The organism is Vibrio marinisediminis (assembly GCF_014050145.1).
GTDB classification, from domain to species: domain Bacteria; phylum Pseudomonadota; class Gammaproteobacteria; order Enterobacterales; family Vibrionaceae; genus Vibrio; species Vibrio marinisediminis.
The window spans coordinates 1-22,117 of sequence record NZ_JACFYF010000015.1 but is presented as its reverse complement, the minus strand read 5'-3'; the positions used below and the strand labels follow the sequence as shown (position 1 = coordinate 22,117).

Here is a 22,117-nt window from a genome sequence, read left to right as displayed (position 1 = left end):
GTCTTAAATCGATATTAGAACTTGTAGCTCATACCGACAGACATCATGTATTCAGTTTTGTCGTAGAAATCGATGTTTGAATCGGTGCTACCGAAACCAGCAAACGAGATGAACGACCAATCTTGCCAATCCATGAAGTTGGCGTATTCGTAAGCTGCGAATAGGCTCATTTCATCGTCTTCACGAGTTTGATCAAATGCAGGGTTTACTGCGTCGTAATCACGAGTATTGAAGCCTGCAGTTAGTGCAAACTGGTGACGGTTTAGGAACTTGAAGTAGCTTAGTTCTACGCCGTAGCCTGTGAATGAGTTCGCGTCGCCATCGGCATCAGAGCTGATGTAGGATAGACGTGGTTTTAGCATGGTGGTTTGGTCAACCATGTATTTGTAGTCAGTCTTGAAGAAGATTGTGTCTGCATCGCGGCGAAGTACATTTCGTTCTGCCGGATTATTTGTACCTTCAAAACCAGCACGGTCGTTTTCAACGTCTTTGGTTGCGTACGCCATATCCACAGAGAATTTAGAACCTGCAATGTTCTCAAGTTTTAAGCGGTATGCATTACCATCTTCATCCGTCGTTTGACGATTTGTTGCTTGGTATGGGTCTGCCCATACTTCACCAGACATGATGGTTGGTAGAATCGATGCATCGATGATCATGCCAGACGCAAGCTTGTACTTGTAGCCCATTTCAAATGCTAGCGTACCAGTTGCGATATCTTCACGAGAAGTACCCGCATAGAACTGTTGGTTTAGATCGCTACCAAATGTGTAAGTTAGATTACCTAGTGGTAGTAGTAGACCACCAGTAACAGCTTCGTTTGGAGCACCAGAGCTAGTCACATTTAGGTCTTTGTTGTCATCGTCAGTGTTTAGGTTTGACTCTACAGAGTAAAAACCTGTGCTTAGTGACACTTCACCAGCGAATCCAGCTGTTTCAGCAAGTTGAGCTGACGCAGAGCCACTAATTAGTGCTAGTGCAATCAGAGAGTATTTTACGTTCATTTTTCCTAGGTTCTCCTCGCAACTTCCCCCCATGTATAAGTGTTGAGTCAGTAAGAGGGAGTCTTAACGAATCGACCTATTCTGCTCGATTGTCCGAGCCGCGGGTGGGTTTAATTGCATATCATTTTTTATTCGGCGCGAATTTTAACCTTATTTATTCCTTTGGCGTATCAATTATTTTTTATCAACCTGTTGCAAGCGGTTACTAAGCTTACTAATAACAAGCTAATTATTTGTTTTATTTGAATGTTTCTAAGGAATATGGCGGGTAAAAAAATTCATGTATTGAATGGTTTATAGTGCAAATAAGTAAAGGGGGTTATTGCGGTGTGTTGAGGTTGTGATCATCCATCCAATAAATGGGGCGGAGTAGATATAAGACGTGGCAAATGATGTGTAAAGTGGAGTCTTGTAGACATAAAAAAAGGAGCCGAGGCTCCTTTTGTGAAACTATTTAAGTGTCAGTAAGTAATTCACTAGAGCGAAGTATTCTTCGATGCTACTGATGGTTTGAGCTTGCACCAAGTATTTGTTGTTGACGATAACGGCAGGGACACCAGAAAGTCCGCTATCTTTGAACTGCTTATCAAAACGATGAGCCATTGAATCGACGGCAAAGCCGTTGTAAGCCGCATCGAATTTCTTCGCATCAATGCCCTCATCAAGGAAAATTTGACGAACTTCTTCTGCGCTCTTTGGTGGTTTGCGCATGGTTTGAATGCGGTCAAACATGACAGGTGCCATCTTGTTTTCAATTTTCAGTACCACCATGGTTGCGTAGGCTTTATTGAGCTCTTTGCCCATTGCGCCACCCATCAATGATACGTGTGCTTTTTGCAGTTTTACGCCTTCAGGTAGTTGCGTTTTTAGTTGGCGAATGATCGGTTCAAATGTTTTGCAGTGTGGGCAATAGAAAGAGAAGAATTCCGTCACAATCGGTTTTTTCGATGCTTCAAGATCTAAAACCTTGTAGTGCTCTCCTTCTGAAAATTGCGCGGCATGAACCGACAAGCTCAGCATTAAAGTTGTAAATAGTGCAAACAGCTTTTTCATTATTATCTCCATGTGTTGCTTCGCTAACTTTACCATTGTGGCATCAGTGATAGTGGTGGTTCGTTGAGAACCGAAATCTGTTCTTTAAACGCCAATACCTGACTTTCCCAATACTTTGGGTCATTAAACCAAGGGAAGGCAATTGGGAATGCGGGATCCTGCCATCTTTTTGCCAACCATGCCATATAGTGCACCATACGTAGACCGCGCAATGGCTCAATTAGTTTCAATTCACTCATATTGAAATCGCTAAATTCTTGGTAAGCCTCAAGCACAATATCCAACTGCATCAGCTTATCGGCACGATCACCATTGAGTAGCATCCATAAATCTTGTACTGCAGGTCCGTTGCGAGCGTCATCTAAGTCGACAAACATAGGACCATCACGCCACAAAATATTGCCCGGATGACAATCGCCATGTAAACGTAAGATTTGATTCGGTGTTTGCCAGTGCTGTTCTAGCTGCTTGATCAGTAAATCTAAGTCATTAAAAAATGCGTTTTCCAAATGCATTGGAATGAAGGTTGACTGCTGCAGTATTTGACGTGGTTGATAAAGGTACTCATCCAAACTCACCGTTGGGCGATGAATAAAAGGCTGACGTGAGCCGACCTTGTGAATTCGACCCAAAAAGCGTCCGACCCCTTCGAGTTGCTCTAGGTTATCCACTTCAAATTGGCGCCCACCGACGCTGGCAAATAACGCGAATAGGTAACCTTGGTATTGATGCAAGGTTTGACCGTTAATTTTACAAGGTGGAGCCACTGGGATTTCAGACTCAATTAGCTCAAGAGTAAAATCGTGTTCCTCTTGGATCTGTTCTTGGCTCCAACGTTCTGGGCGGTAAAATTTTACGACGTAGCGCTGGCGTTCTTCATCAGTAAATTGATAGACGCGGTTTTCGTAACTATTGAGCGCTAAAAAGCCTGATTCGGCGCGAATCCCAATACTTTCTAAGGCGTACCACATAAAGTCTGGGGTAAGCGCTTCGAAGTTAAATGCTGTCTCTGACATAGAAATAAAAGGGCTCATTACTGAGCCCTTTCCGTATCCTTGGTTGGTTGAGTAGGTTACAACTGTTTGATAAACCTACTTTCTACCGTAACGGTAAACTGTTCACTGTCAGACAGTATAAACTGAATTGTCGAAACAGGAGAGCTGAGATTCTCAGGGTTTACCCCAAGGCTCATTGGTAGGGTTAATACTTCACCCGGGGCGACTTGCACGGTTTGTTTACCGTACCAAGAGACATCATCCAAGCCCGTCACACTAAGGTCATAAGACTGACTTTGCTGAGTTTTGTTGATGATTTTGAGTGTGTAAGTGTTCTCGATTTCGCCTGAGCTGTTTTCACGTGAGAGCTGGGAGCGATCACGAAGCACGTTCATGCCCACTGGATCAACGGTGGCAATTTGGGCAAAGAACAGACCAATGATAGCCAGCAATACCATGCCATAACCGATCAATTTCGGTCGCATTACTTTGGTTTGATGACCGGAGAGACGGTGTTCAGTGGTGTAGTTGATCAGACCGGTTGGGTAGCCCATTCGGTCCATGGTTTGATCACAAACATCAATACAAGCCCCACAGTTAATGCATTCATATTGCAAGCCATCACGGATATCAATACCGGTTGGGCATACTTGCACACAGAGATTGCAGTCAATGCAGTCACCTAAACCAAGCGCTTTATGATCAGCCTTGCGTGAGCGAGGACCGCGAGATTCTCCGCGTTCAACATCGTAGCCGACAATAAAAGTGTCTTTATCAAACATTGCCGATTGGAAACGAGCGTAAGGGCACATGTGTAAACAGACGATTGAACGCATCCAACCAGCATTACCGTAAGTACAGACCGCAAAAAACAACACCCAGAAGACAGGCCAAAAACTGGCATCAAAGGTGAAGAAATCCACCACCAGATCTCGGATGGGTACAAAGTACCCGACGAAGGTGAAACCGGTGGCTAGAGCGATGGCTATCCAAGCAAGGTGTTTTAAGGTCTTACGCATGGCCAACTGGGCAGTGAGCTTATTGGAATCTTGCTTGCGACGTTTGTTGGCGTTGCCTTCTAGTTTTTCTTCAAACCATATGTACATAAATGTCCATACTGTTTGAGGGCATAAGTAGCCACACCATACCCGACCGAGGAAGGTGGTTATAAAGAATAAGCCAAAGGCAGCAATCACAAATAAAGTGGCGAGTAGCGTCAGATCTTGTGGGTAGAGTGTGGTACCAAAAAAGTTAAATTGCTGGCTACCGATATCAAGTAAAATGGCTTGTCGCTCGCCAAACGGAACCCATGGAACAAGACCAAAGAGCAACAATAAGAACCAGCCACCATAGCGACGCAGCTTTTGGAACTTACCTTTACTTTCACGGACATAGATTCGATTGTTGGGGTTAAATCGATCACCTTGTCCTTTATGGGTCTTGGGGTTATAGGTTTTGGGAGTCACATCTTTGATGTCAATTTTGTCCTGACTCATTTCGCTTCCTTTAGGCTTTCAATGGCGCAGTTTCTGTCGTAGCGCTCATGTTAAAATGCGAAGTCACTAAGTCATGCTCTACAAAATGTATCACTAAAGTGTTGTTTGAGCGGTTAGTGCTTCAGACATTGCTTTTGAATTATCATTAGAAGAGAAAGTATACAGCCAATAACAAAATCATTTCTTTAACGCTATCAACCTTTAACAATATTTTCCTGAATGATTACGAGAGATTGTAGGCGATTTAACTCGCAGATAATAAAAAAGCAGCCATTGGCTGCTTTATATAGACATTTTAAACGTTACTTGAGGATGCCACGAGCACGTAAGATAGCGGTTTTAAAATCGTCTTCTTGGTCTTTTTTCAGACCAGGGATCATCTCATCTTTACCGCTATTGCGCATTTTTAGATGGTAGATCAGTACATCATCGGTCAACTCTTCCAGTTTACCTTGGTAGCCGGCTTCATTGGCTAACTTAACGATAAACTGAAGCAGATTAAGCTCTTGATCTTTCTGCCATTCAGGCTCTATTAACTCAAGCAATTCTTCAATGCGATGGCAATTCATCAACTTTCTCCATAATAATTATAATGATTTGTCGATAAAGGTAACAAATGCGGTAGGGAAATAGCAATCAAGATTATGTGGTGATGAGTGAAATTCAAGACAAGAAAAAAGCGCAGGGGTGACTGCGCTTTTTTGTTATGCCGCCTTAATTTCTTCGCTAGGAGTTTTCACCAAAATGGTGCTCTTTTCTACCAAAGTCATTGTTGGCGCAAGTTTTGGTGCGGCATACGCTTTGGTGAAACCACTGCGACGACGCATTGCACTACGGTTAGTGTGCGAAAACCTGACTGTTGTTGGGCGCATCTATTTACCTAACTGCCAGGCATATCCATTGCCAATGTAATGGCCTGTTCAACCATGAGTTGAGCTTCATTGCTGAAGTGTGGCTCTTCTGGCTCTCGCCAATCCAAATGATTGAATAGGGATTATGATATGAAGAACATATCAATAATAGGTTAGCACTCAGGTGGAAAATGGTCGATATCTAATCATTATAATAACTGTATAAGTCACTACAATTTATAGGGATAAAGGTGAAAACATGGTGTTTTTGTGAACAAAGACCAATCTTGAATTGGTCAAAAGCCGATCGTGAGCAGTGGTAGCAGGAACAATTATATGAGATTGTTTATAGCATTGAGACAAGCAAACCAATTAGCATCATAAAGATCATCAGTTTGGTTTAACTAAGCCAGGTTCCAAGGAGGAGTGAAATGTCATTTTTTAAGAAGACCCTCGCCAGTTTTGGTATTGGTTCTGCTCAAGTTGATACTGTCTTACAGCAAGAAGTGCTCTACCCTGGTCAGAAGGTCAATGTGATTATTCATGTTTATGGCGGCTCAACCGAGCAAGCCATCGACAATATTGATTTAAAGCTATGCTGTCGTTATATCAAAGAGGTTCCTGTGAACCATGATAAAGCACAGCACGAAACCACCAATAAGCGCCGCGCACCGCAAAGCTACGTACTCGCGAAATGGAACTTACCTTATGCCTTCACCATTCATCCTGGTGAAACTCGTGACTTTGAAGTGGAGTTGGAGGTGCCGTGGAATACCCCGATTACCATTGGTGATTCAAAAGTGTGGTTGGACACAGGTCTTGATATTGCGTTAGCCAAGGACCCCTCTGACACCGATATTCTTACCGTGCGCCCAGAGCCTTTGATGGATGGCATTTTATCAGCACTTGAAGCGCAAGGGATGCGTATTCGCCAAGTTGAATGTGAAGCGGTGGATGGTTTTGCGTTGCCATTTGTTCAAGAGTTTGAATTTGTGCCCACCACAGGTCCGTATCATGGCCGTTGGCGAGAAGTAGAACTGGTGGCTTATCGAGAAGAGCAGCAACTGAAGTTGTGGTTTGAAGTGGATCGACACCGTGAAGGTGCGAAAGGAATGTTGGCGTCATTGCTTGGTGTAGGTCAGTTAAAACGTGAGTTGACGATTCCGCTTAGCGCCTCACCGCAAGAAGCCGGACAACAAGTGTTAGCTTACTTAGAGAGCACCTGCTAACAAAATGGACAATAATTTAAGCTTACACGTGTAAGCTTAATGTGTAATACTCGGGCGTAATAAATCTTTTATTCCCGAGTAGCTTGTTATGTCAGCCGATGAAAAATCTACCATATACAGCGTAAAAGAAGAGATCGCCAACACCATCACGCATGCCATTGGTATGTTGCTAGGGATAGTGGGTTTGGTCTTGCTTCTACACAAAGCGGTTGACCATAATGCTGACTCACTGACGATAGTCAGTATGAGTATTTACGGTGGCAGCATTATTTTGCTGTTTCTCGCCTCAACGCTTTATCATGCCATTCCTTATAAACGCGCGAAGCGCGCGCTGAAAACTTTCGATCACTGCGCTATCTATTTATTGATTGCCGGCAGTTACACGCCGTTTCTATTAGTGAGTTTACGCACCCCATTAGCGATTGGCTTAATGGCTGTGATTTGGAGTATTGCGCTGATTGGTATCATCATGAAGTTGGTATTTATCTACCGCTTCAAACGTCTGTCTTTGGTGACTTATTTGATGATGGGTTGGTTATCACTGGTGGTGATTTACCAACTGGCATTGAATTTGGAGTGGGGCGGTTTAACGTTATTGGGTGTAGGCGGTTTGATATATTCGCTTGGGGTGATTTTCTATGTTGCTAAGCGCATCCCATACAATCATGCAATTTGGCATGGGTTTGTATTAGCAGGATGCGCCTGTCATTTTTTTGCGATTTACTATTTTGTTCAGCCTATCTAGTGAAATGGTTCACTTGATTAGCGTCGCCAGAAGGCAGGGAAGAACAGTACTAGAATCGTCAAAATTTCTAGCCTTCCCATCAACATACCAAAGCTTAGAATCCATTTTGCAGCATCGGGTAAAGGTGAGAAATTACCGGTAGGACCTATGATGCTACCCATACCCGGACCGACGTTAGCAACGGCGGTAATAGAACCTGAAATACTGGTGACAGGATCAAGACCGAGTGCACTTAAACACCCTGCTACTGCAATGATGGTAATGAAGTACGTTAAGCAAAACGCCACCACTGATCGCACGATGTCATCATTGACTGGGCGTTGGTTGTAACGCTGAATGAAAACGCCAGATGGGTGAATCAGCTTCATGATTTGTTTGTTTAACAGCGTCATTGCGATCTGGAAACGGAAGATTTTCATCCCGCCAGAGGTTGAGCCTGAACATGCGCCAACCATCAATAAGAAGGCAAACAATGTGGCTGGTAACGCGCCCCATGCGGTGAAATCTTCTAGACCAAACCCCGTTGTCGTCACCACAGAGACAATATTGAACAGCGATACTCGAGCCGCATCCAATATTGTGTACCCATCACGCAGCACCAACCAAGCGCTGATCACCACACCTGTACCGAGCACCAAGTAAAGAAAGCCTCTGACCTGCGCATCTTTGATTAAAATACTTGGTCTGCGTTTGGTGAGCGCCGAGACAAACAACAAGAAGGGCAAGCCGCCTAAGAACATAAACAGCGTCGCATTCCAGTGTGCACCATGGGAAAAATGGTTCATTGAGCTATCAGAGGTAGAATAGCCCCCCGTCGATAACGTGGTAAATGAGTGGTTGATCGCCTCGAATAGGTTCATGCCAGAGAGCAAGAAACCCAGCATGCACAGCCCGGTTAAGGTGAGGTAAACCAAAACAATGTTTTTGGCGACGGTTTTGGCTCGCGGGCTACTTTTATCAGACCAATCAGACGATTCGGTTTGGAACAGTTTCATACCACCGACGTTAAGCATGGGTAGAATGGCTACTGCCATCACGATAAAACCAATCCCGCCAAGCCATTGCAAAATGGAGCGCCACAATAGAATGCTCGGCGCCATATTATCAAGACCGCTAAGAACGGTTGAGCCCGTAGTCGTAATACCTGACATGGTTTCAAAGTAGGCGTCGGTAAAGCTAATGTGGTTGATAAACACAAAGGGCAGTGCCGCAAAGGCGCTGGCAATGGTCCAAACTAAGCTGGTTATCAAAAACATATCACGCACACTCAGTTTGAATGTGGCGGTGCGCCCCACGGTTAAACAAGCAAACGCGACGATGTGGGTAATTAAAAGCGACTGACCAAACTCAATAAAACCAGAGGTGCCAGAGAAGAATGCCACTAGGGTAGGCACGTACATAAATAGGGCGAGTTTAGACAGTACTAACCCTATAACGAACAGTACGGGACGAAAATTAACCATTTTAAATCACGCCTTAGAGGAAGAACGGGCTCGGTTGGAACAGAGCTTCAACGTCAGGCACATATTTTTTATCTACCAAGAACATCACGACATGGTCATCTTGTTCGATAACCGTGCGGTCATGGGCAATCAATACTTCATCACCACGTACAATGGCACCAATCGTTGTCCCTGGTGGTAAGCGGATTTCCCCAATCGGACGTCCAACCACTTTTGATGTGGTTTCATCGCCGTGCGCAATCGCTTCGATCGCCTCGGCAGCGCCGCGACGTAGAGATGATACGTTGACAATATCAGCACGACGTACGTGAGTAAGTAGTGCCGAAATCGTCGCTTGTTGTGGTGAGATAGCGACATCAATGACACCACCTTGTACTAAGTCGACATAAGCACCGCGCTGGATCAGTACCATTACCTTTTTTGCGCCCATGCGTTTCGCCAACATCGCAGACATGATGTTGGTTTCATCTTCATTGGTTAACGCAATGAAAACATCAACTTGGTCGATGTTCTCTTCAGTGAGCAACTCTTGGTCAGCAGCATCGCCACAGAAAACGATGGTATTTTCTAGTTCTTCAGAGAGTTGCTCGGCACGTTGATAGTTGCGTTCAATCAGTTTGACGCTGTAGTTTTGCTCTAAGCGTTTCGCTAGGCTGGCACCAATGTTACCACCACCAACAATCATAATGCGGCGGTAAGGCTTTTCTAATCGCTGTAGTTCACTCATCACTGAGCGGATGTGGTTACTTGCTGCGACGAAGAACACTTCATCATCAGCTTCAATTACTGTGGTACCTTGTGGGCGAATTGGTCGACCTTGACGGAAGATTGCCGCCACGCGAGTATCGATGTGTGGCATATGTTCACGCAATGCAGACAGTGCATTACCCACCAACGGACCACCGTAGTAGGCTTTTACCGCTACTAAACTCACTTTTTGTTCCGCAAAACTGACCACTTGAAGCGCACCAGGGTATTGGATCAAACGTTCAATATAGCTGGTCACTAATTCTTCTGGAGCTATCAGGTGATCAACGGGTACCGCGCCTGATTGGAATAAAGCTTCTTTTTCAGCAAGGTATTGAGGGGAACGAATACGAGCAATACGATTTGGTGTATTGAATAGCGAAAAAGCAACTTGGCATGCAGCCATGTTGGTTTCATCGGTATTGGTGACAGCCACTAACATGTCAGCATCTTGTGCACCTGCTTCTCGCAGCACATCAGGGTGACTTGCATGTCCATTTACAACACGTAAATCATATTTATCTTGAAGCTCGCGCAGTCGGTCGCTGTTTTTATCGACGATGGTGATGTCGTTGTTTTCACCGACAAGGTTTTCTGCCAACGTACCGCCAACCTGACCTGCGCCAAGAATGATGATTTTCATATTCTTATCTCATCTTATTACTGATATACCCAAGGCTTAATATTGTTTAGTGGGTAAACTAATGCCTATTCTTTGGGTATAGAGCATATTCCAATCTATTGAAAATAAAAGCGAAACCTACATAGAGTAAGTTTCACTTTTATGACAAAGCTAGGCTTTCTTTGTCATTACAGCGTAGTAGAAGCCATCCATATCTTCTTCGCCCGGTAAAATTTGACGACCAGGGTTAGCGATATCCGAGCCTTGTAGCTGTGCATCTTTGGTGCGCTCAAGGAAGGCAATTACTTGCATTTTGTTCTCTTGAGGAGTGATAGAGCACGTTGCGTAAACCAGCGTACCGCCTGGTTTTAGCTGTTGCCACATCGCATCAAGAATTTCGCTTTGTAGTGCCGCTAGTGCTTCAATGTCATTCGCTCGACGCAGCCATTTAATATCAGGGTGACGACGAATAACGCCAGTCGCTGAACAAGGTGCATCCAGTAGAATGCGATCAAATTGCTCGCCTTGCCACCACTCTTGTGGGTAACGCGCGTCACCGCAAATGACATCCGCTCTAAGTTGTAAGCGCTCAAGGTTATCGTGAACACGGTTTAGACGAGTTGGGTCACTATCAATCGCAACCACCTCAGTGTCGCTGGTGTGTTCTAAAATATGCGCGGTTTTGCCACCCGGAGCGGCGCAGCAATCTAAGATCAGTTCGCCATCTTTAGGGGTAAGGTAATCAACGGATAACTGTGCCGCGGCATCTTGTACTGATACCCAACCCTTATCAAAACCTGGTAGCAAAGTGACATCGCAAGGTGAATCAAGCTTGATCGCATCGGCGGCATAAGCGTGTATGCTGCAACCAATATCTGCGGCTTGCATAAGTGCCAGGTATTCGTCGCGCGTGTGGTGTTGGCGGTTAACACGCAACCACATTGGTGCCTTGCTGTTGTTGGCTTCAACAATGTCTTCCCATTGCTCTGGGTAGTGCTCTTGCAGCAACTTGAGTAACCAGCTTGGGTGACCATACTTACCAGCATTGTGGCTGACTGAAAACGCGTCCAACTCTTCTTGGTTGCGAAGGTAGTTACGCAATACCGCATTAATTAAACCGCGTAGGCTAGGACCACGTAAAGTTTCTGTACCCTCTACCGTTTCTGCTACCGCAGCATGTGAAGGAATGCGCATGAAGCTGAGTTGGTAAATGCCGACTAAGATCAAGTGGTGGAAAACACGCTTCTTACCCTTGAGGGGGTTCTCCATCAACTCATTAGCAATCGACTCAAGACGAGGCAGATAGCGCAGAGCGCCATAGCAAATCTCTTGAAGCAGTGCGTGATCGCGTGGGCGAATAGTTTTTTGAGCCGCAGGAAGTGCGTGTGATAGTGACTGACCTTTGTCTACCACTTGGAATAGGACGTTTGCAGCAGCAGCGCGAACATTCATGGTGAATACCTTAAATTAAATGGGAGCATCTCTGCCCCCTAAAATGTACTGACAGTCATATCGACTGTGATTATTCGTTGGTCATGGTGTTGCAACGAGTTAATTAACTTAACTGGCTACCCACTTCAAACCACGATGCACGTGAGTTCAGAATATCTTGAACTGACATGGCTTTTTTACCGGGAACTTGCAGTTGTTCCAGTACCAATACGCCGTTACCAGTGGCAACGTAGATACCGGTTTTATCCGCTTGGATAATCGTACCGGCAGGCTTGTCACAGCTTTGCTCGGCGACACGGCTTTGCCATACTTTGATGCTGTTTTCAGCTACTTCAAAATGACTCATTGGCCATGGGTTGAATGCACGAACACAACGTTCAATGTGTGCTGCGTCATCATTCCATTCAATGCGAGCTTCTTCTTTACTGAGTTTTTTTGCGTAATTTGCTAGCTCGTCATCTTGCTTAATGGCAACCGCAGTACCAGCGGCGATGTCATTAAGGCATTCAACTAACGCAACAGGACCAAGTTCCGCCAGTTTTGCATACATTGAGGTGCTCGTATCGGTCGCTTCGATTGGCAGAGTGGCGACTTTTAACATATCACCGGTATCTAGACCGATATCCATCTGCATGATAGTGACGCCCGTTTCTGCATCACCCGCCCAGACTGAGCGTTGAATCGGTGCCGCGCCGCGCCAGCGAGGTAAAATAGAGCCGTGCACATTGATGCAGCCCAGTTTTGGGGTGTCGAGTACCACTTGAGGCAATAGTAGACCGTAGGCAACCACCACCATGATGTCTGCATTAAGCGCAGCAAGTTCTTGTTTTGCTTCATCAGACTTAAAGTTTTCTGGCTGATAAACAGGAACGTTATGCTCAACCGCTAGGTTTTTAACGGCACTGGCAGTGAGTTTTTTCCCACGACCCGCAGGGCGATCAGGGTTAGTGTATGCAGCAATAACTTCGTGCTCTGAAGACAACAACGCCGCCAAATGAAGGGCGGCGAAGTCCGGAGTACCTGCAAATACAATACGTAAAGGTTTGCTCAAGGTCGCTTCCTTTTGAGTTTACTGTTTCTCGTTAAAACGTTTGATTTTAGCTAGTTTGTCTTGGATACGCTTACGCTTCAGTGGCGATAGGTAATCAACAAACAGTTTACCTTCTAGGTGATCAAGCTCGTGCTGAACACAGATAGCTAGTAGGTCATCGGCTTCAAACGAGAAGGCTTCACCGTCACGGTTAAGCGCTTTCACAGACACTTCTGCTGCGCGTGGCACAAGAGCGCGAGCACCAGGTACAGAAAGACAGCCTTCTTCAATGCCATCTTCGCCGCGTTTTTCGATAATTTCAGGGTTAATTAGTACCATAGGCTCATTACGAGTCTCTGAAATGTCGATCACCACGATACGTTGGTGAACATCTACTTGCGTTGCAGCAAGACCGATACCTTCTTCGTCATACATGGTTTCAATCATGTCATCGACGATTTTTTGAATCTCAGGAGTCACGGCTTCTACGGGCTTTGCCACAGTGCGAAGGCGATCATCTGGGAATGTTAATACTTGTAATACAGACATATACACTCGAAATATTGATTTGTGCCGAATCGAGATAATCCTCGTTGGCTCAATTCTAGACATTTTATACTTCAAATGACAGCATCAATACGCTTTTTGACGCGCTTTTCTGTCGATAAAGTGACCGCCTTTCCTCTCTGGTTTTCCGAGAAATGAACATAAGGATTGAGTTATGTATCGGATATTGCCTAAGTCAATGCTCTCGTTATTTGTACTTGTTTTGCCTCTGATTTCTTTTGCTAACTCTCCGCTCGATATCAAAAAAAGTGCGCCGCAATCCTATATTGTTGTTAAAGGTGACACCCTTTGGGATATCTCAGCGATGTACCTTGCCAGCCCTTGGTTGTGGCCACGGTTATGGCAGGTCAACGAGTACATTGAAAACCCACACCTGATTTACCCAGGTGATAAGCTCAATTTAGTTTGGCGAGATGGTCAGCCAATATTGACGTTAAAGCCGATGGTTAAGCTCAGCCCTAAGGTGCGGGTATTAGATAAACAAGCCGTGCCAGTAGTGCGTGATTCCTTGTTACTGCCTTACTTGGAATTTGATCGTTTAATGACTCGCACACAGTTAGATCAGGAGGCAAGGGTGCTTGGTTCTAGCCATGGTAAACATTTTTTTGCCAGTGATGAGCTGCTATACATTACGGGTGAGCAACACCAATCGAAATGGGGTATTTTCCATCCTACCGAAACTTATACTCGTGGTGAGCATCAGGTGGTGCTATTAAAGCAAGTGGCTTGGGCGACGTTGCACTCTAGCGATCAGCAGATCTCCGGCTTACAAGTGACGAAGCAAGTACAAGAGATTCTACGTGATGATATTGCTCTACCTATCATCGATCCCGCTTCATCACCATTAAATTCGCGCTTCTACCCCCAGCCATCGCCGCCAGAAATGACTGCACAGATTCTGGGTGCAGTCGATGGCGGGCAATATTTGGCTAAGGACCAAGTGGTTGTGATTGACCAAGGTACAGATGATGCGTTAGTTCAAGGCAGCACCTTTGAGCTTTATCAACAAGCGAGCCCGATCACCGCTTTCGAGGGTGATTCACAACTCATTCAACAAGCAAAGGAAAATAACCTTCAATTACCGAACTTTCGTATTGGCAGTTTGATGGTGATACGCCCCTATCAATATTTTAGCTTAGCGCTGATCACCGAAAGCCAGCAGCCAGTTGGGTTAGATGCCATTGTTCAAGCCCCCGTAAGTCCATGAACAACAAACAATTAAGTGCGTGGCTAACGCTCTATTTTACTCCGAGATTAGGCGTGAAAGGGCTGAACAAGCTACTGAGCAAAGCCACTCCTGAACAGATAGTACTGTGGGATGAGTTGCGTTTACAGGCACATGGGCTCACGCCAAAGCAGATAAGCTTTATCCATCAACTATCGAACCAAACCTATATAGAGCAATGTTTTGAATGGCAAGCGGCTAAGCCCACTCATCATATTATTACTCTGCAAGACAGTTCTTACCCGCCGCTATTGAAACAAGTCGTTTCCCCACCACCGGTATTGTTTGTTAATGGCGATCTCGCCCCGTTGAGTTATCCGCAAGTTGCCATTGTCGGTAGCCGTCATGCCACGATTGATGGGCTTAATAGTGCCAAGCGGTTCGCTGCGGCGTTGGCAGAGCAGGAGATTGTAGTCACTAGTGGTTTAGCCCTAGGGGTTGATGGCTATGCCCATGATGGCGCCCTTAATGCGAACGGCAGTACAGTCGCAGTGCTGGGGTGTGGCTTAAATACGGTTTATCCGGCTCGGCATAAAATGCTCGCTGGGCGAATTGAGCGGCAAGGGGCGTTGGTGTCGGAGTTTCATCCGGCAATATTGCCGAAAGCGAGCAATTTTCCGCGTCGCAATCGAATTATAAGCGGTCTCTCTTTAGGGGTATTAGTGGTTGAGGCGACAGAGAAAAGTGGCTCTCTTATTACCGCCCGTTATGCAGCAGAGCAAGGACGAGATGTATTTGCTCTGCCTGGTTCCATACATTCACCTCAAGCGAGGGGGTGTAATCAATTGATCCAGCAAGGAGCATGTTTAGTACAAAGCATAGAAGACATTACTAATGAAATAGATAACTTGCTGCGCTGGTCTAATAGACAAAGACCCAAACAAGAAAATGAAAGCCTGCTTGAAAATGAGCCGAAAGAACAATTGCCATTTGCCAAGCTTCTAGCTAACGTAGGCAGTGAAGTGACACCTGTTGATATTTTGGCACAGAGGACCCATATCCCAGTGCAAGATGTCATGATGCAGCTCTTAGAGCTTGAGCTTTTAGGGCATGTTGTTGCAGTTTCCGGTGGCTATATTCGTAAGGGGAGGGGCTAGCTATGATGATGGATATCCTAATGTATCTATTTGAAACGTACATCCATAGCGATGCAGAGTTACAGGTCAATCAAGATGAGCTTGAAGATGAATTGCTTCGAGCGGGGTTTGACCAAAAAGATATTTATAAAGCCCTTGTCTGGTTAGAAGAGCTGGCAGCATTGCAGCAAGGTGAACTTGAATCTGCAATTTCTGTGAGTAGCTCGGCGTCGACACGTATTTATACAACCCAAGAAATGCGTCGTCTTGATCTAGAATGCCGCGGTTTTCTGATGTTTTTGGAGCAAGTCAGTGTACTGACAACGGAAACACGTGAAATGGTGATTGATCGAGTGATGGGTTTAGAGACCAGTGAGTTTGAACTCGAAGATCTTAAATGGATTGTATTGATGGTGCTATTCAATGTACCAGGTAATGAAAACGCTTATACGCTTATGGAAGAGCTGTTATATACCCATGAACAAGGTCTTCTTCATTAAGTGCTATGAGTAATAAAATAGACCAACAACTGTTTTCTGCCCATGAACACGCGCTTGAGCATCAAACCTGCCCGAAATGTCAGGATGAGCAGCGCGAGGGTGAGTTGCAGCTTCGTCATGGCAAACATGGTCCATTTCTAGGCTGTAGCCTCTATCCTGAGTGTGATTACATTAAACCACTGCACCAAAATGATGGTCATATCATCAAAGAGTTAGGTGTACCTTGCCCACAATGTGGCAATGAGTTGGTGTTGCGCCAAGGTCGCTACGGTATGTTTATTGGCTGTAGCCATTATCCGCAGTGTCATCATATTGAGTCACTAGAGCAGAATGAGCCGCAACAGAGTGAGCACGTGCTTTGCCCTGAATGCCGGACTGGTCATTTGGTTGAGCGGAAAACCCGTTTTGGTAAGTTGTTCTATGCTTGCGATAACTACCCAAAATGCAAATTTGCTGTTAACCAACCTCCTATTGTTGGGCAGTGCGAGGTTTGCCATTTTCCGTTGTTAGTGGAAAAAACATTGGCGAGTGGTACTAAGCGCCAATGTGCAGATAGAAAATGTCACCATACACAATCTCAATAACAGTGATTGAATCAAAAAAGCGACGTTATTAACGTCGCTTTTTGTTATCTGCTGGCGTGAATTCGCGGCATTACACCGAAAACCCTTTGGCAAAATCATCGACGGCGGGGAAAGCTTGTGCGTCTAGTACTTTGGCAAGTGCGCAGAGTCGGCGTTGTAATTCACCACTGTAATCACCACAGACATTAATGTGCCCCATTTTTCGTCCGGCGCGTTTTTCTTTGCCATACCAATGAATATGACAGCCTGCCATTTCCAGTAGTTCTTTCGGTAATGTATCTTCACCAAGAATATTGATCATTGCCGTTTCACGAACCAGCTTAGTGCTACCTAGCGGTAAGCCACATACGGCGCGTAAGTGGTTTTCAAATTGACATGTTTCAGCGCCTTGCTGTGTCCAGTGCCCTGAATTGTGTACTCGTGGCGCAATCTCATTAACCAACAAAGCACCGTCGACATCGAAAAACTCCAGAGCAAGTACACCTACATAATCTAAGCTTTGTGCCACAGCGCTAAACATCTGCTCAGCTTGTTGCTGTAGATTTTGGTCGGCAATTGCTGTTGATAGGCTAAGTACACCATCGGTATGAACGTTTTCAGCAAGAGGATAAACCGCAATGGTGCCATTCTTCGCTCGGGCACCAACAAGAGAGACTTCGCGCTGGAAAGGCACAAACTCTTCAGCAACAATCGCTTGGGTATCGCTACTGGTGATGCACTCTGCCATTTCTTGCCAGATCGTGTCGATGTCAGCGCGATTTTTTAAACGCCACTGTCCTTTGCCATCGTAACCGCCTAGGGCGCTTTTTAGCACCATCGGAATGCCGACTTTTTCTATGGCATAGTCAAAATCTTCACGGGTTTTAATCACCGCGTACTTCGCATTACGTACGCCAGCATTATCGAGCAATGCCTTCTCAATACGGCGATCGCCACCGGCTTTAATGGCTTCTGTTGCAGGAAAAAACTTACCGCTTTGCTGACAGATATCGAGAATAGAGTGCGGAATATGTTCAAATTCAGCCGTGATCACATCCGCTTGTGCAATCGCATTGTCTAAACCGTGCCCCAAAACCGTTTGGGTGAGTGGATGAACAATGTTACCGCTGCCCACATCATACGCTGATAACTGAATATTCAGTGGTGCACCTGCCAGCGACATCATGCGTGCCAGTTGACCTGCACCTAACACCAAAACATGCATGGATTACTCCTCAGCTGGGTTTGAGTTTGCCAGTACGGTTTCTGTTTGTTGAGCGCGAAATGCTTCGACTTTTGCCATCACTTCTTCATCGTGAGTACCGATGATTTGCGCGGCAAGAATACCCGCATTCGCGGCGCCAGCTTCACCAATGGCTAACGTGCCTACCGCAATACCTTTTGGCATCTGTACAATAGAAAGTAGCGAGTCCATGCCTTTTAAAGCGCGCGACTGAACTGGCACACCTAAGACTGGCAAGCTAGTGAAAGCCGCGGCCATTCCTGGTAAGTGGGCTGCGCCACCGGCACCAGCGATAATGACTTTCAGTCCGCGTTCTTTGGCAGAGGTTGCGTAGTCAGCCAGCAGTTGAGGGGTTCGGTGGGCAGACACTACTTTGGTTTCGTAGCTCACGCCAAATGTGTCGAGCATTTCTGCTGCAAGTTTCATGGTTGGCCAATCTGATTTTGAACCCATGATAATTCCGACTTTCATTTTAAACTCCTTCAAGCTGCCTGTGGGGTTAGCAAGTAAATTTGACCGCATTATACGAGTATTTCGACCTCAAGCAAACGTTTGCGCGGGTGAAAAATTGAATTGATACAATTTATAAAAAAATTGCTTTAGTCAGCGCGCTAGATTGTTAGTACACTGAGTCAAAATGTTAATAGAAATCAGAAAGGAAACTTGAGTGGATAACTTTGAGCAAGCTCTGAGTGCATTACAACAAGGCGAGGTTATTGCCTACCCGACAGAAGGGGTATTCGGTGTTGGATGTGATCCAGATAGCCCGCAAGCCATTCAAAAATTACTAACCCTTAAACAGCGCCCGGTAGAGAAAGGGTTGATTTTGATAGCAGCCAGTTACCAACAACTGCTGCCTTATATTGATGAATCGCAACTTACTGCTGAGCAGCTTGAAACGGTTAAAGCATCTTGGCCGGGTCCATACACATGGATCATGCCAGCGAGTGAGAAAGTCTCTCATTGGGTATCCGGTCAGTTTGATACCATCGCCGTGCGTGTCACCGATCATCCATTGGTGCAAAAAATGTGTTTGGCGTTTGCCAAACCGCTGACCTCTACCAGTGCCAATTTGACCGGATTACCACCTTGCATGACGACAGAAGAAGTTGAAGCGCAGCTCGGTGGGAAATTGGTTGCCATTTTACACGGTGAAACCAGTGGTCGAGATAAGCCGAGTGAGATTCGCGATGCGAAGACGCTAAAAGTGCTTAGACAAGGATAACAATAAAAGGAAGCCAACCATGTCAGTTGCAATCGATAAGCAAGCCGTAAAGCAATTCTTAATGTCGTTACAAGACGATATTTGTACCCAATTAGAACAGGCTGATGGAAAAGCCCGTTTTGAACAAGATGCTTGGCAACGTCAACCCGGTGAACGATTGGCTGGTGGCGGAAGAACACGCGTGATGACGAATGGGGCAGTATTTGAGCAAGGTGGAGTGAATTTTTCCCATGTCAGCGGAAAAGAAATGCCAGCGTCAGCCACGGCACATCGCCCTGAGTTGGCGGGACGAAGCTTTGAAGCCATGGGGGTTTCATTGGTGATGCATCCGCATAACCCCTACGTACCGACGTCTCATGCCAATGTGCGTTTCTTTATTGCTGAAAAAGAAGGTGAAGAACCGATTTGGTGGTTTGGTGGTGGTTTTGACCTAACGCCATTTTACCCATTTGAAGAAGATTGCATCTATTGGCATAGCACCGCCAAAGAGATCTGCTCTCCTTTTGGCGAAGAGGTATATAGCGAGCACAAAGCATGGTGTGATAAATACTTCTATTTACCGCATCGTGATGAAACCCGTGGGGTGGGTGGTTTGTTCTTTGATGATTTAAACCAATGGGAGTTCGATCAATGTTTTGCTTATATAAAAGCGGTGGGTGCAGGATACACACAAGCATACTTACCAATCGTTGATCGCCGTAAGACAACGCCTTACGGGATGCGTGAAAGGCAGTTCCAGCTGTATAGACGTGGACGTTACGTCGAGTTCAACCTTGTTTTTGACCGAGGCACACTATTCGGTTTACAAAGTGGTGGGCGCACAGAGTCGATCTTAATGTCAATGCCACCGATGGCGCGTTGGGAATATGGTTACCAACCCGAGGCAGGATCAGCCGAAGCAAAACTCTATGAGCACTACCTCAAACCTAGAGAGTGGTAACGCTTTCCTCCTTATATAGATAGTGATAGGGTCAATGTAGACCCTATTTTGTTTTTGGTGATAAGGATATGACACAACAAATTGATCGTTATGCTGTTTTCGGTAACCCCATAGGACACAGCAAATCTCCATTTATTCATACTCTGTTTGCTCGTCAAACCAATCAACCAATGAGCTATACCGCTGAACTGGCCCCCGTTGATGGCTTTAATCAAGCAGCAGCTGCTTTTTTTGCAGAAGGTGGACGAGGCTGTAATGTCACCGTGCCTTTTAAAGAAGAGGCTTATCAATTTGCAGATCGCTTAACTGAGCGAGCTGAACTGGCTGGTGCGGTCAATACACTGAAGAAACTTGATGATGGTATTATTTTGGGTGACAACACCGATGGTGCCGGACTTGTTCAAGATCTTTTGCAATATCAAGTGCCACTAGAAAACGCTCGTATTTTGGTTATTGGTGCGGGTGGAGCAGCTCGTGGCGTACTCAAGCCGCTGCTTGACCAAAAAACACAACAACTACTCATCACTAACCGAACCTTGAGCAAAGCTCAGCAACTAGAAACGATGTTTCAACCGTTTGGCGCGATTAAGGCTGTTGCCTTGGAAGAGGTTGAAGGAGCGTTTGACGTTATTATTAATTCTACCTCGGCAAGCTTAAGTGGCGAACTACCAGCTATCTCATCGAGCGTGTTTGCTGCTCATACCTGTGTGTATGACATGATGTATGGCAAAGGGAAAACCGTTTTCAACCAATGGGCGCAGCAACAAGGTGTCACTCAAGCATTCGATGGTTTAGGTATGTTGGTTGGGCAAGCATCTGAGAGTTTTATGTTGTGGCGTGGATTAAGACCGGGTACAAAGCAAATTCTCCGCGAGCTTAGAAAAAATTTAGAAGGTATGTAATGAATCAGTCGATTCTCTTTCCCGATATCCAAACTTGGAACGAAGAACTTAATGCAGTGACGTTTCCGGCTCAGCAGTCTGGTGCTTTAATTGAGTGCGTCGCTAGCGTCAGTTATTTAAGTCAATTGAGCGAGCAAGCGATTAATGGCGCTCAGCAAGCTCTTGATGTATTCGAACAGAATCGATTCGAAATAGAAGAGCAGGCTGAACAACTAATAGAAGATGAAGAGTATAACGCTCAAGGAATGATTGAGCTTATTGGATGATATCTTCGACCTGGTGTAAGTAGTCTTCTTTATTCTGTACATAATTGGCAGCAGACTTCAGCAAAAAGGCACGCTCTTTATCATTTAAAGGACGTGCTTGTTTGACTGGGCTACCGACATAGAGGTAACCACTCTGCAAAACTTTTCCAGGTGGAACTAAACTGCCTGCACCAATCATTACTTCCTCTTCTATTACTACACCGTCGAGAACAATCGCCCCCATCCCCACTAAAACACGATCTTTAATAATGCAGCCATGCAACATTACTTTATGACCAATAGTTACATCATTACCAATAACAAGAGGGTAGCCCTCAGGGTTTTGTTGGTTTTTATGCGTCACATGCAAAACAGAGCCATCTTGAACATTTGAGCGTTCACCGATATGAATGTGGTTCACATCTCCACGCGCGGCAACTAAAGGCCAAATACTAGAATCATTGCCAATGGTAATATCACCCACCAATACCGAACTGCTATCTATATAGACGCGCTCTCCAATTGATGGAGCGATTCCCTTGTAGCTACGTAATGAAGACATTTTTGCTCCTTAATAAATGTTTACCGCCTAATATAGCCGTGTTTTTGCCAAGAAGAGTTGAAGAAATAGGCATTAGTGATTAGAAAATACCCAAATGATAAAAAAATCAAAAAAAAGCATAAAAAGGGCTTGCCAATGTGATGTCGATCTCTATAATGCGACCTCACTGACACGGCAACGGTTCGAAAGAGTCCAGAGCAGAGTCAGTAAGGTGTTTTAGCCAAGCAAGTTGCTTGAAAAAAAGTTTGAAAAAAGTGGTTGACACTAAACTTTAAATCGCTAAAATGACCGCCTCTTCCGAAGTGATGTGAGTCACAAAGAAGAACGCTCTTTAACAATATAAACCTATCAATCTGTGTGGGCACTCGTTGATGATAATCCA

24 protein-coding genes are annotated in these 22,117 nt (G+C 45.3%); 10 read left to right on the top strand and 14 right to left on the bottom strand.

Annotated elements, in window-relative coordinates:
* Positions 1-14 precede the first annotated feature (14 nt).
* From H2O73_RS17400 to H2O73_RS17375, 6 genes are all read right to left on the bottom strand, one after another.
* Positions 15-1,004 (bottom strand): DUF2860 domain-containing protein, encoded by a 990-nt coding sequence (locus H2O73_RS17400; protein ID WP_182110201.1) that lies wholly within the window; start codon positions 1,002-1,004, stop codon positions 15-17.
* A gap of 450 nt (positions 1,005-1,454) precedes the next feature.
* Positions 1,455-2,057, bottom strand: coding sequence for a thiol:disulfide interchange protein DsbA/DsbL (locus tag H2O73_RS17395; protein ID WP_182110200.1), 603 nt, complete (start codon positions 2,055-2,057; stop codon positions 1,455-1,457).
* Between the two features lie 29 nt (positions 2,058-2,086).
* Positions 2,087-3,073, bottom strand: a complete 987-nt coding sequence (locus tag H2O73_RS17390; protein WP_182110253.1) for a serine/threonine protein kinase — start codon at positions 3,071-3,073, stop codon at positions 2,087-2,089.
* Between the two features lie 56 nt (positions 3,074-3,129).
* A complete protein-coding gene (ccoG, locus tag H2O73_RS17385; protein ID WP_182110199.1) occupies positions 3,130-4,548 on the bottom strand; it encodes a cytochrome c oxidase accessory protein CcoG in 1,419 nt (472 codons plus the stop codon).
* A 302-nt stretch (positions 4,549-4,850) separates the two neighbouring features.
* Entirely contained in the window at positions 4,851-5,117 is a 267-nt protein-coding gene (locus H2O73_RS17380) for a YihD family protein (RefSeq protein WP_182110198.1), read from the bottom strand.
* A 135-nt stretch (positions 5,118-5,252) separates the two neighbouring features.
* The gene (locus H2O73_RS17375) at positions 5,253-5,420 is read right to left on the bottom strand and encodes a hypothetical protein (protein WP_182110197.1); all 168 of its coding nucleotides are present in this window, start codon (positions 5,418-5,420) and stop codon (positions 5,253-5,255) included.
* Between the two features lie 410 nt (positions 5,421-5,830).
* On the opposite strand from H2O73_RS17375, the gene H2O73_RS17370 reads away from it, so the two are divergent.
* Together H2O73_RS17370 and trhA are read left to right on the top strand one after the other, a co-directional pair.
* Complete coding sequence (locus H2O73_RS17370) at positions 5,831-6,628, top strand: sporulation protein (RefSeq protein WP_182110196.1); 798 nt, start codon at positions 5,831-5,833, stop codon at positions 6,626-6,628.
* An 88-nt stretch (positions 6,629-6,716) separates the two neighbouring features.
* Complete coding sequence (trhA, locus tag H2O73_RS17365) at positions 6,717-7,373, top strand: PAQR family membrane homeostasis protein TrhA (protein WP_182110195.1); 657 nt, start codon at positions 6,717-6,719, stop codon at positions 7,371-7,373.
* Between the two features lie 17 nt (positions 7,374-7,390).
* Here trhA and H2O73_RS17360 read toward each other — a convergent pair whose 3' ends face one another.
* The 5 genes from H2O73_RS17360 to def all read right to left on the bottom strand — a co-directional run bounded on the left by H2O73_RS17360 (position 7,391) and on the right by def (position 13,236).
* Positions 7,391-8,836, bottom strand: coding sequence for a TrkH family potassium uptake protein (locus tag H2O73_RS17360; RefSeq protein WP_182110194.1), 1,446 nt, complete (start codon positions 8,834-8,836; stop codon positions 7,391-7,393).
* A gap of 13 nt (positions 8,837-8,849) precedes the next feature.
* On the bottom strand, positions 8,850-10,226 hold the full coding sequence (trkA, locus tag H2O73_RS17355; RefSeq protein ID WP_182110193.1) for a Trk system potassium transporter TrkA: 1,377 nt from the start codon (positions 10,224-10,226) through the stop codon (positions 8,850-8,852).
* Between the two features lie 150 nt (positions 10,227-10,376).
* Positions 10,377-11,657 carry a 16S rRNA (cytosine(967)-C(5))-methyltransferase RsmB gene (gene rsmB, locus H2O73_RS17350; protein ID WP_182110192.1) on the bottom strand — a complete coding sequence of 427 codons (1,281 nt, stop codon included), beginning with the start codon at positions 11,655-11,657 and terminating at the stop codon, positions 10,377-10,379.
* 103 nt (positions 11,658-11,760) lie between these two features.
* Positions 11,761-12,708 (bottom strand): methionyl-tRNA formyltransferase, encoded by a 948-nt coding sequence (gene fmt / locus H2O73_RS17345; RefSeq protein WP_182110191.1) that lies wholly within the window; start codon positions 12,706-12,708, stop codon positions 11,761-11,763.
* Positions 12,709-12,726: 18 nt separating this feature from the next.
* On the bottom strand, positions 12,727-13,236 hold the full coding sequence (gene def / locus H2O73_RS17340) for a peptide deformylase (RefSeq protein ID WP_220457648.1): 510 nt from the start codon (positions 13,234-13,236) through the stop codon (positions 12,727-12,729).
* 172 nt (positions 13,237-13,408) lie between these two features.
* Between def and H2O73_RS17335 the strand changes: the two genes are divergently transcribed.
* Genes H2O73_RS17335 through H2O73_RS17320 form a run of 4 tightly spaced genes read left to right on the top strand, consistent with a single transcriptional unit; the run spans position 13,409 to position 16,639 of the window.
* Entirely contained in the window at positions 13,409-14,461 is a 1,053-nt protein-coding gene (locus H2O73_RS17335; RefSeq protein ID WP_182110189.1) for a LysM peptidoglycan-binding domain-containing protein, read from the top strand.
* Positions 14,458-15,576, top strand: coding sequence for a DNA-processing protein DprA (dprA, locus tag H2O73_RS17330; protein WP_182110188.1), 1,119 nt, complete (start codon positions 14,458-14,460; stop codon positions 15,574-15,576). Before H2O73_RS17335 ends, dprA begins: the two co-directional genes overlap by 4 nt.
* Positions 15,577-15,578: 2 nt before the next feature.
* Positions 15,579-16,055: a DUF494 family protein gene (locus H2O73_RS17325; protein WP_281364249.1), complete on the top strand. Its 477-nt coding sequence runs from the start codon at positions 15,579-15,581 to the stop codon at positions 16,053-16,055.
* 5 nt (positions 16,056-16,060) lie between these two features.
* Positions 16,061-16,639: a DNA topoisomerase family protein gene (locus H2O73_RS17320; RefSeq protein ID WP_182110187.1), complete on the top strand. Its 579-nt coding sequence runs from the start codon at positions 16,061-16,063 to the stop codon at positions 16,637-16,639.
* Positions 16,640-16,709: 70 nt separating this feature from the next.
* On the opposite strand, the gene H2O73_RS17315 is transcribed toward H2O73_RS17320, so the two are convergent.
* Together H2O73_RS17315 and purE are read right to left on the bottom strand one after the other, a co-directional pair.
* Positions 16,710-17,843: a 5-(carboxyamino)imidazole ribonucleotide synthase gene (locus H2O73_RS17315; RefSeq protein WP_182110186.1), complete on the bottom strand. Its 1,134-nt coding sequence runs from the start codon at positions 17,841-17,843 to the stop codon at positions 16,710-16,712.
* Between the two features lie 3 nt (positions 17,844-17,846).
* Complete coding sequence (gene purE, locus H2O73_RS17310; protein WP_182110185.1) at positions 17,847-18,332, bottom strand: 5-(carboxyamino)imidazole ribonucleotide mutase; 486 nt, start codon at positions 18,330-18,332, stop codon at positions 17,847-17,849.
* A 196-nt stretch (positions 18,333-18,528) separates the two neighbouring features.
* On the opposite strand from purE, the gene tsaC reads away from it, so the two are divergent.
* From tsaC to H2O73_RS17290, 4 genes are all read left to right on the top strand, one after another.
* A complete protein-coding gene (gene tsaC, locus H2O73_RS17305) occupies positions 18,529-19,086 on the top strand; it encodes an L-threonylcarbamoyladenylate synthase type 1 TsaC (RefSeq protein ID WP_182110184.1) in 558 nt (185 codons plus the stop codon).
* A 19-nt stretch (positions 19,087-19,105) separates the two neighbouring features.
* Positions 19,106-20,026 (top strand): oxygen-dependent coproporphyrinogen oxidase, encoded by a 921-nt coding sequence (hemF, locus tag H2O73_RS17300; protein WP_182110183.1) that lies wholly within the window; start codon positions 19,106-19,108, stop codon positions 20,024-20,026.
* 68 nt (positions 20,027-20,094) lie between these two features.
* Positions 20,095-20,928, top strand: coding sequence for a shikimate dehydrogenase (gene aroE / locus H2O73_RS17295; RefSeq protein WP_182110182.1), 834 nt, complete (start codon positions 20,095-20,097; stop codon positions 20,926-20,928).
* Entirely contained in the window at positions 20,928-21,194 is a 267-nt protein-coding gene (locus H2O73_RS17290; RefSeq protein ID WP_182110181.1) for a DUF1488 family protein, read from the top strand. Before aroE ends, H2O73_RS17290 begins: the two co-directional genes overlap by 1 nt.
* Here H2O73_RS17290 and H2O73_RS17285 read toward each other — a convergent pair.
* Positions 21,184-21,735 carry a gamma carbonic anhydrase family protein gene (locus tag H2O73_RS17285; RefSeq protein WP_182110180.1) on the bottom strand — a complete coding sequence of 184 codons (552 nt, stop codon included), beginning with the start codon at positions 21,733-21,735 and terminating at the stop codon, positions 21,184-21,186. The genes H2O73_RS17290 and H2O73_RS17285 overlap by 11 nt on opposite strands.
* Positions 21,736-22,117 lie beyond the last annotated feature (382 nt).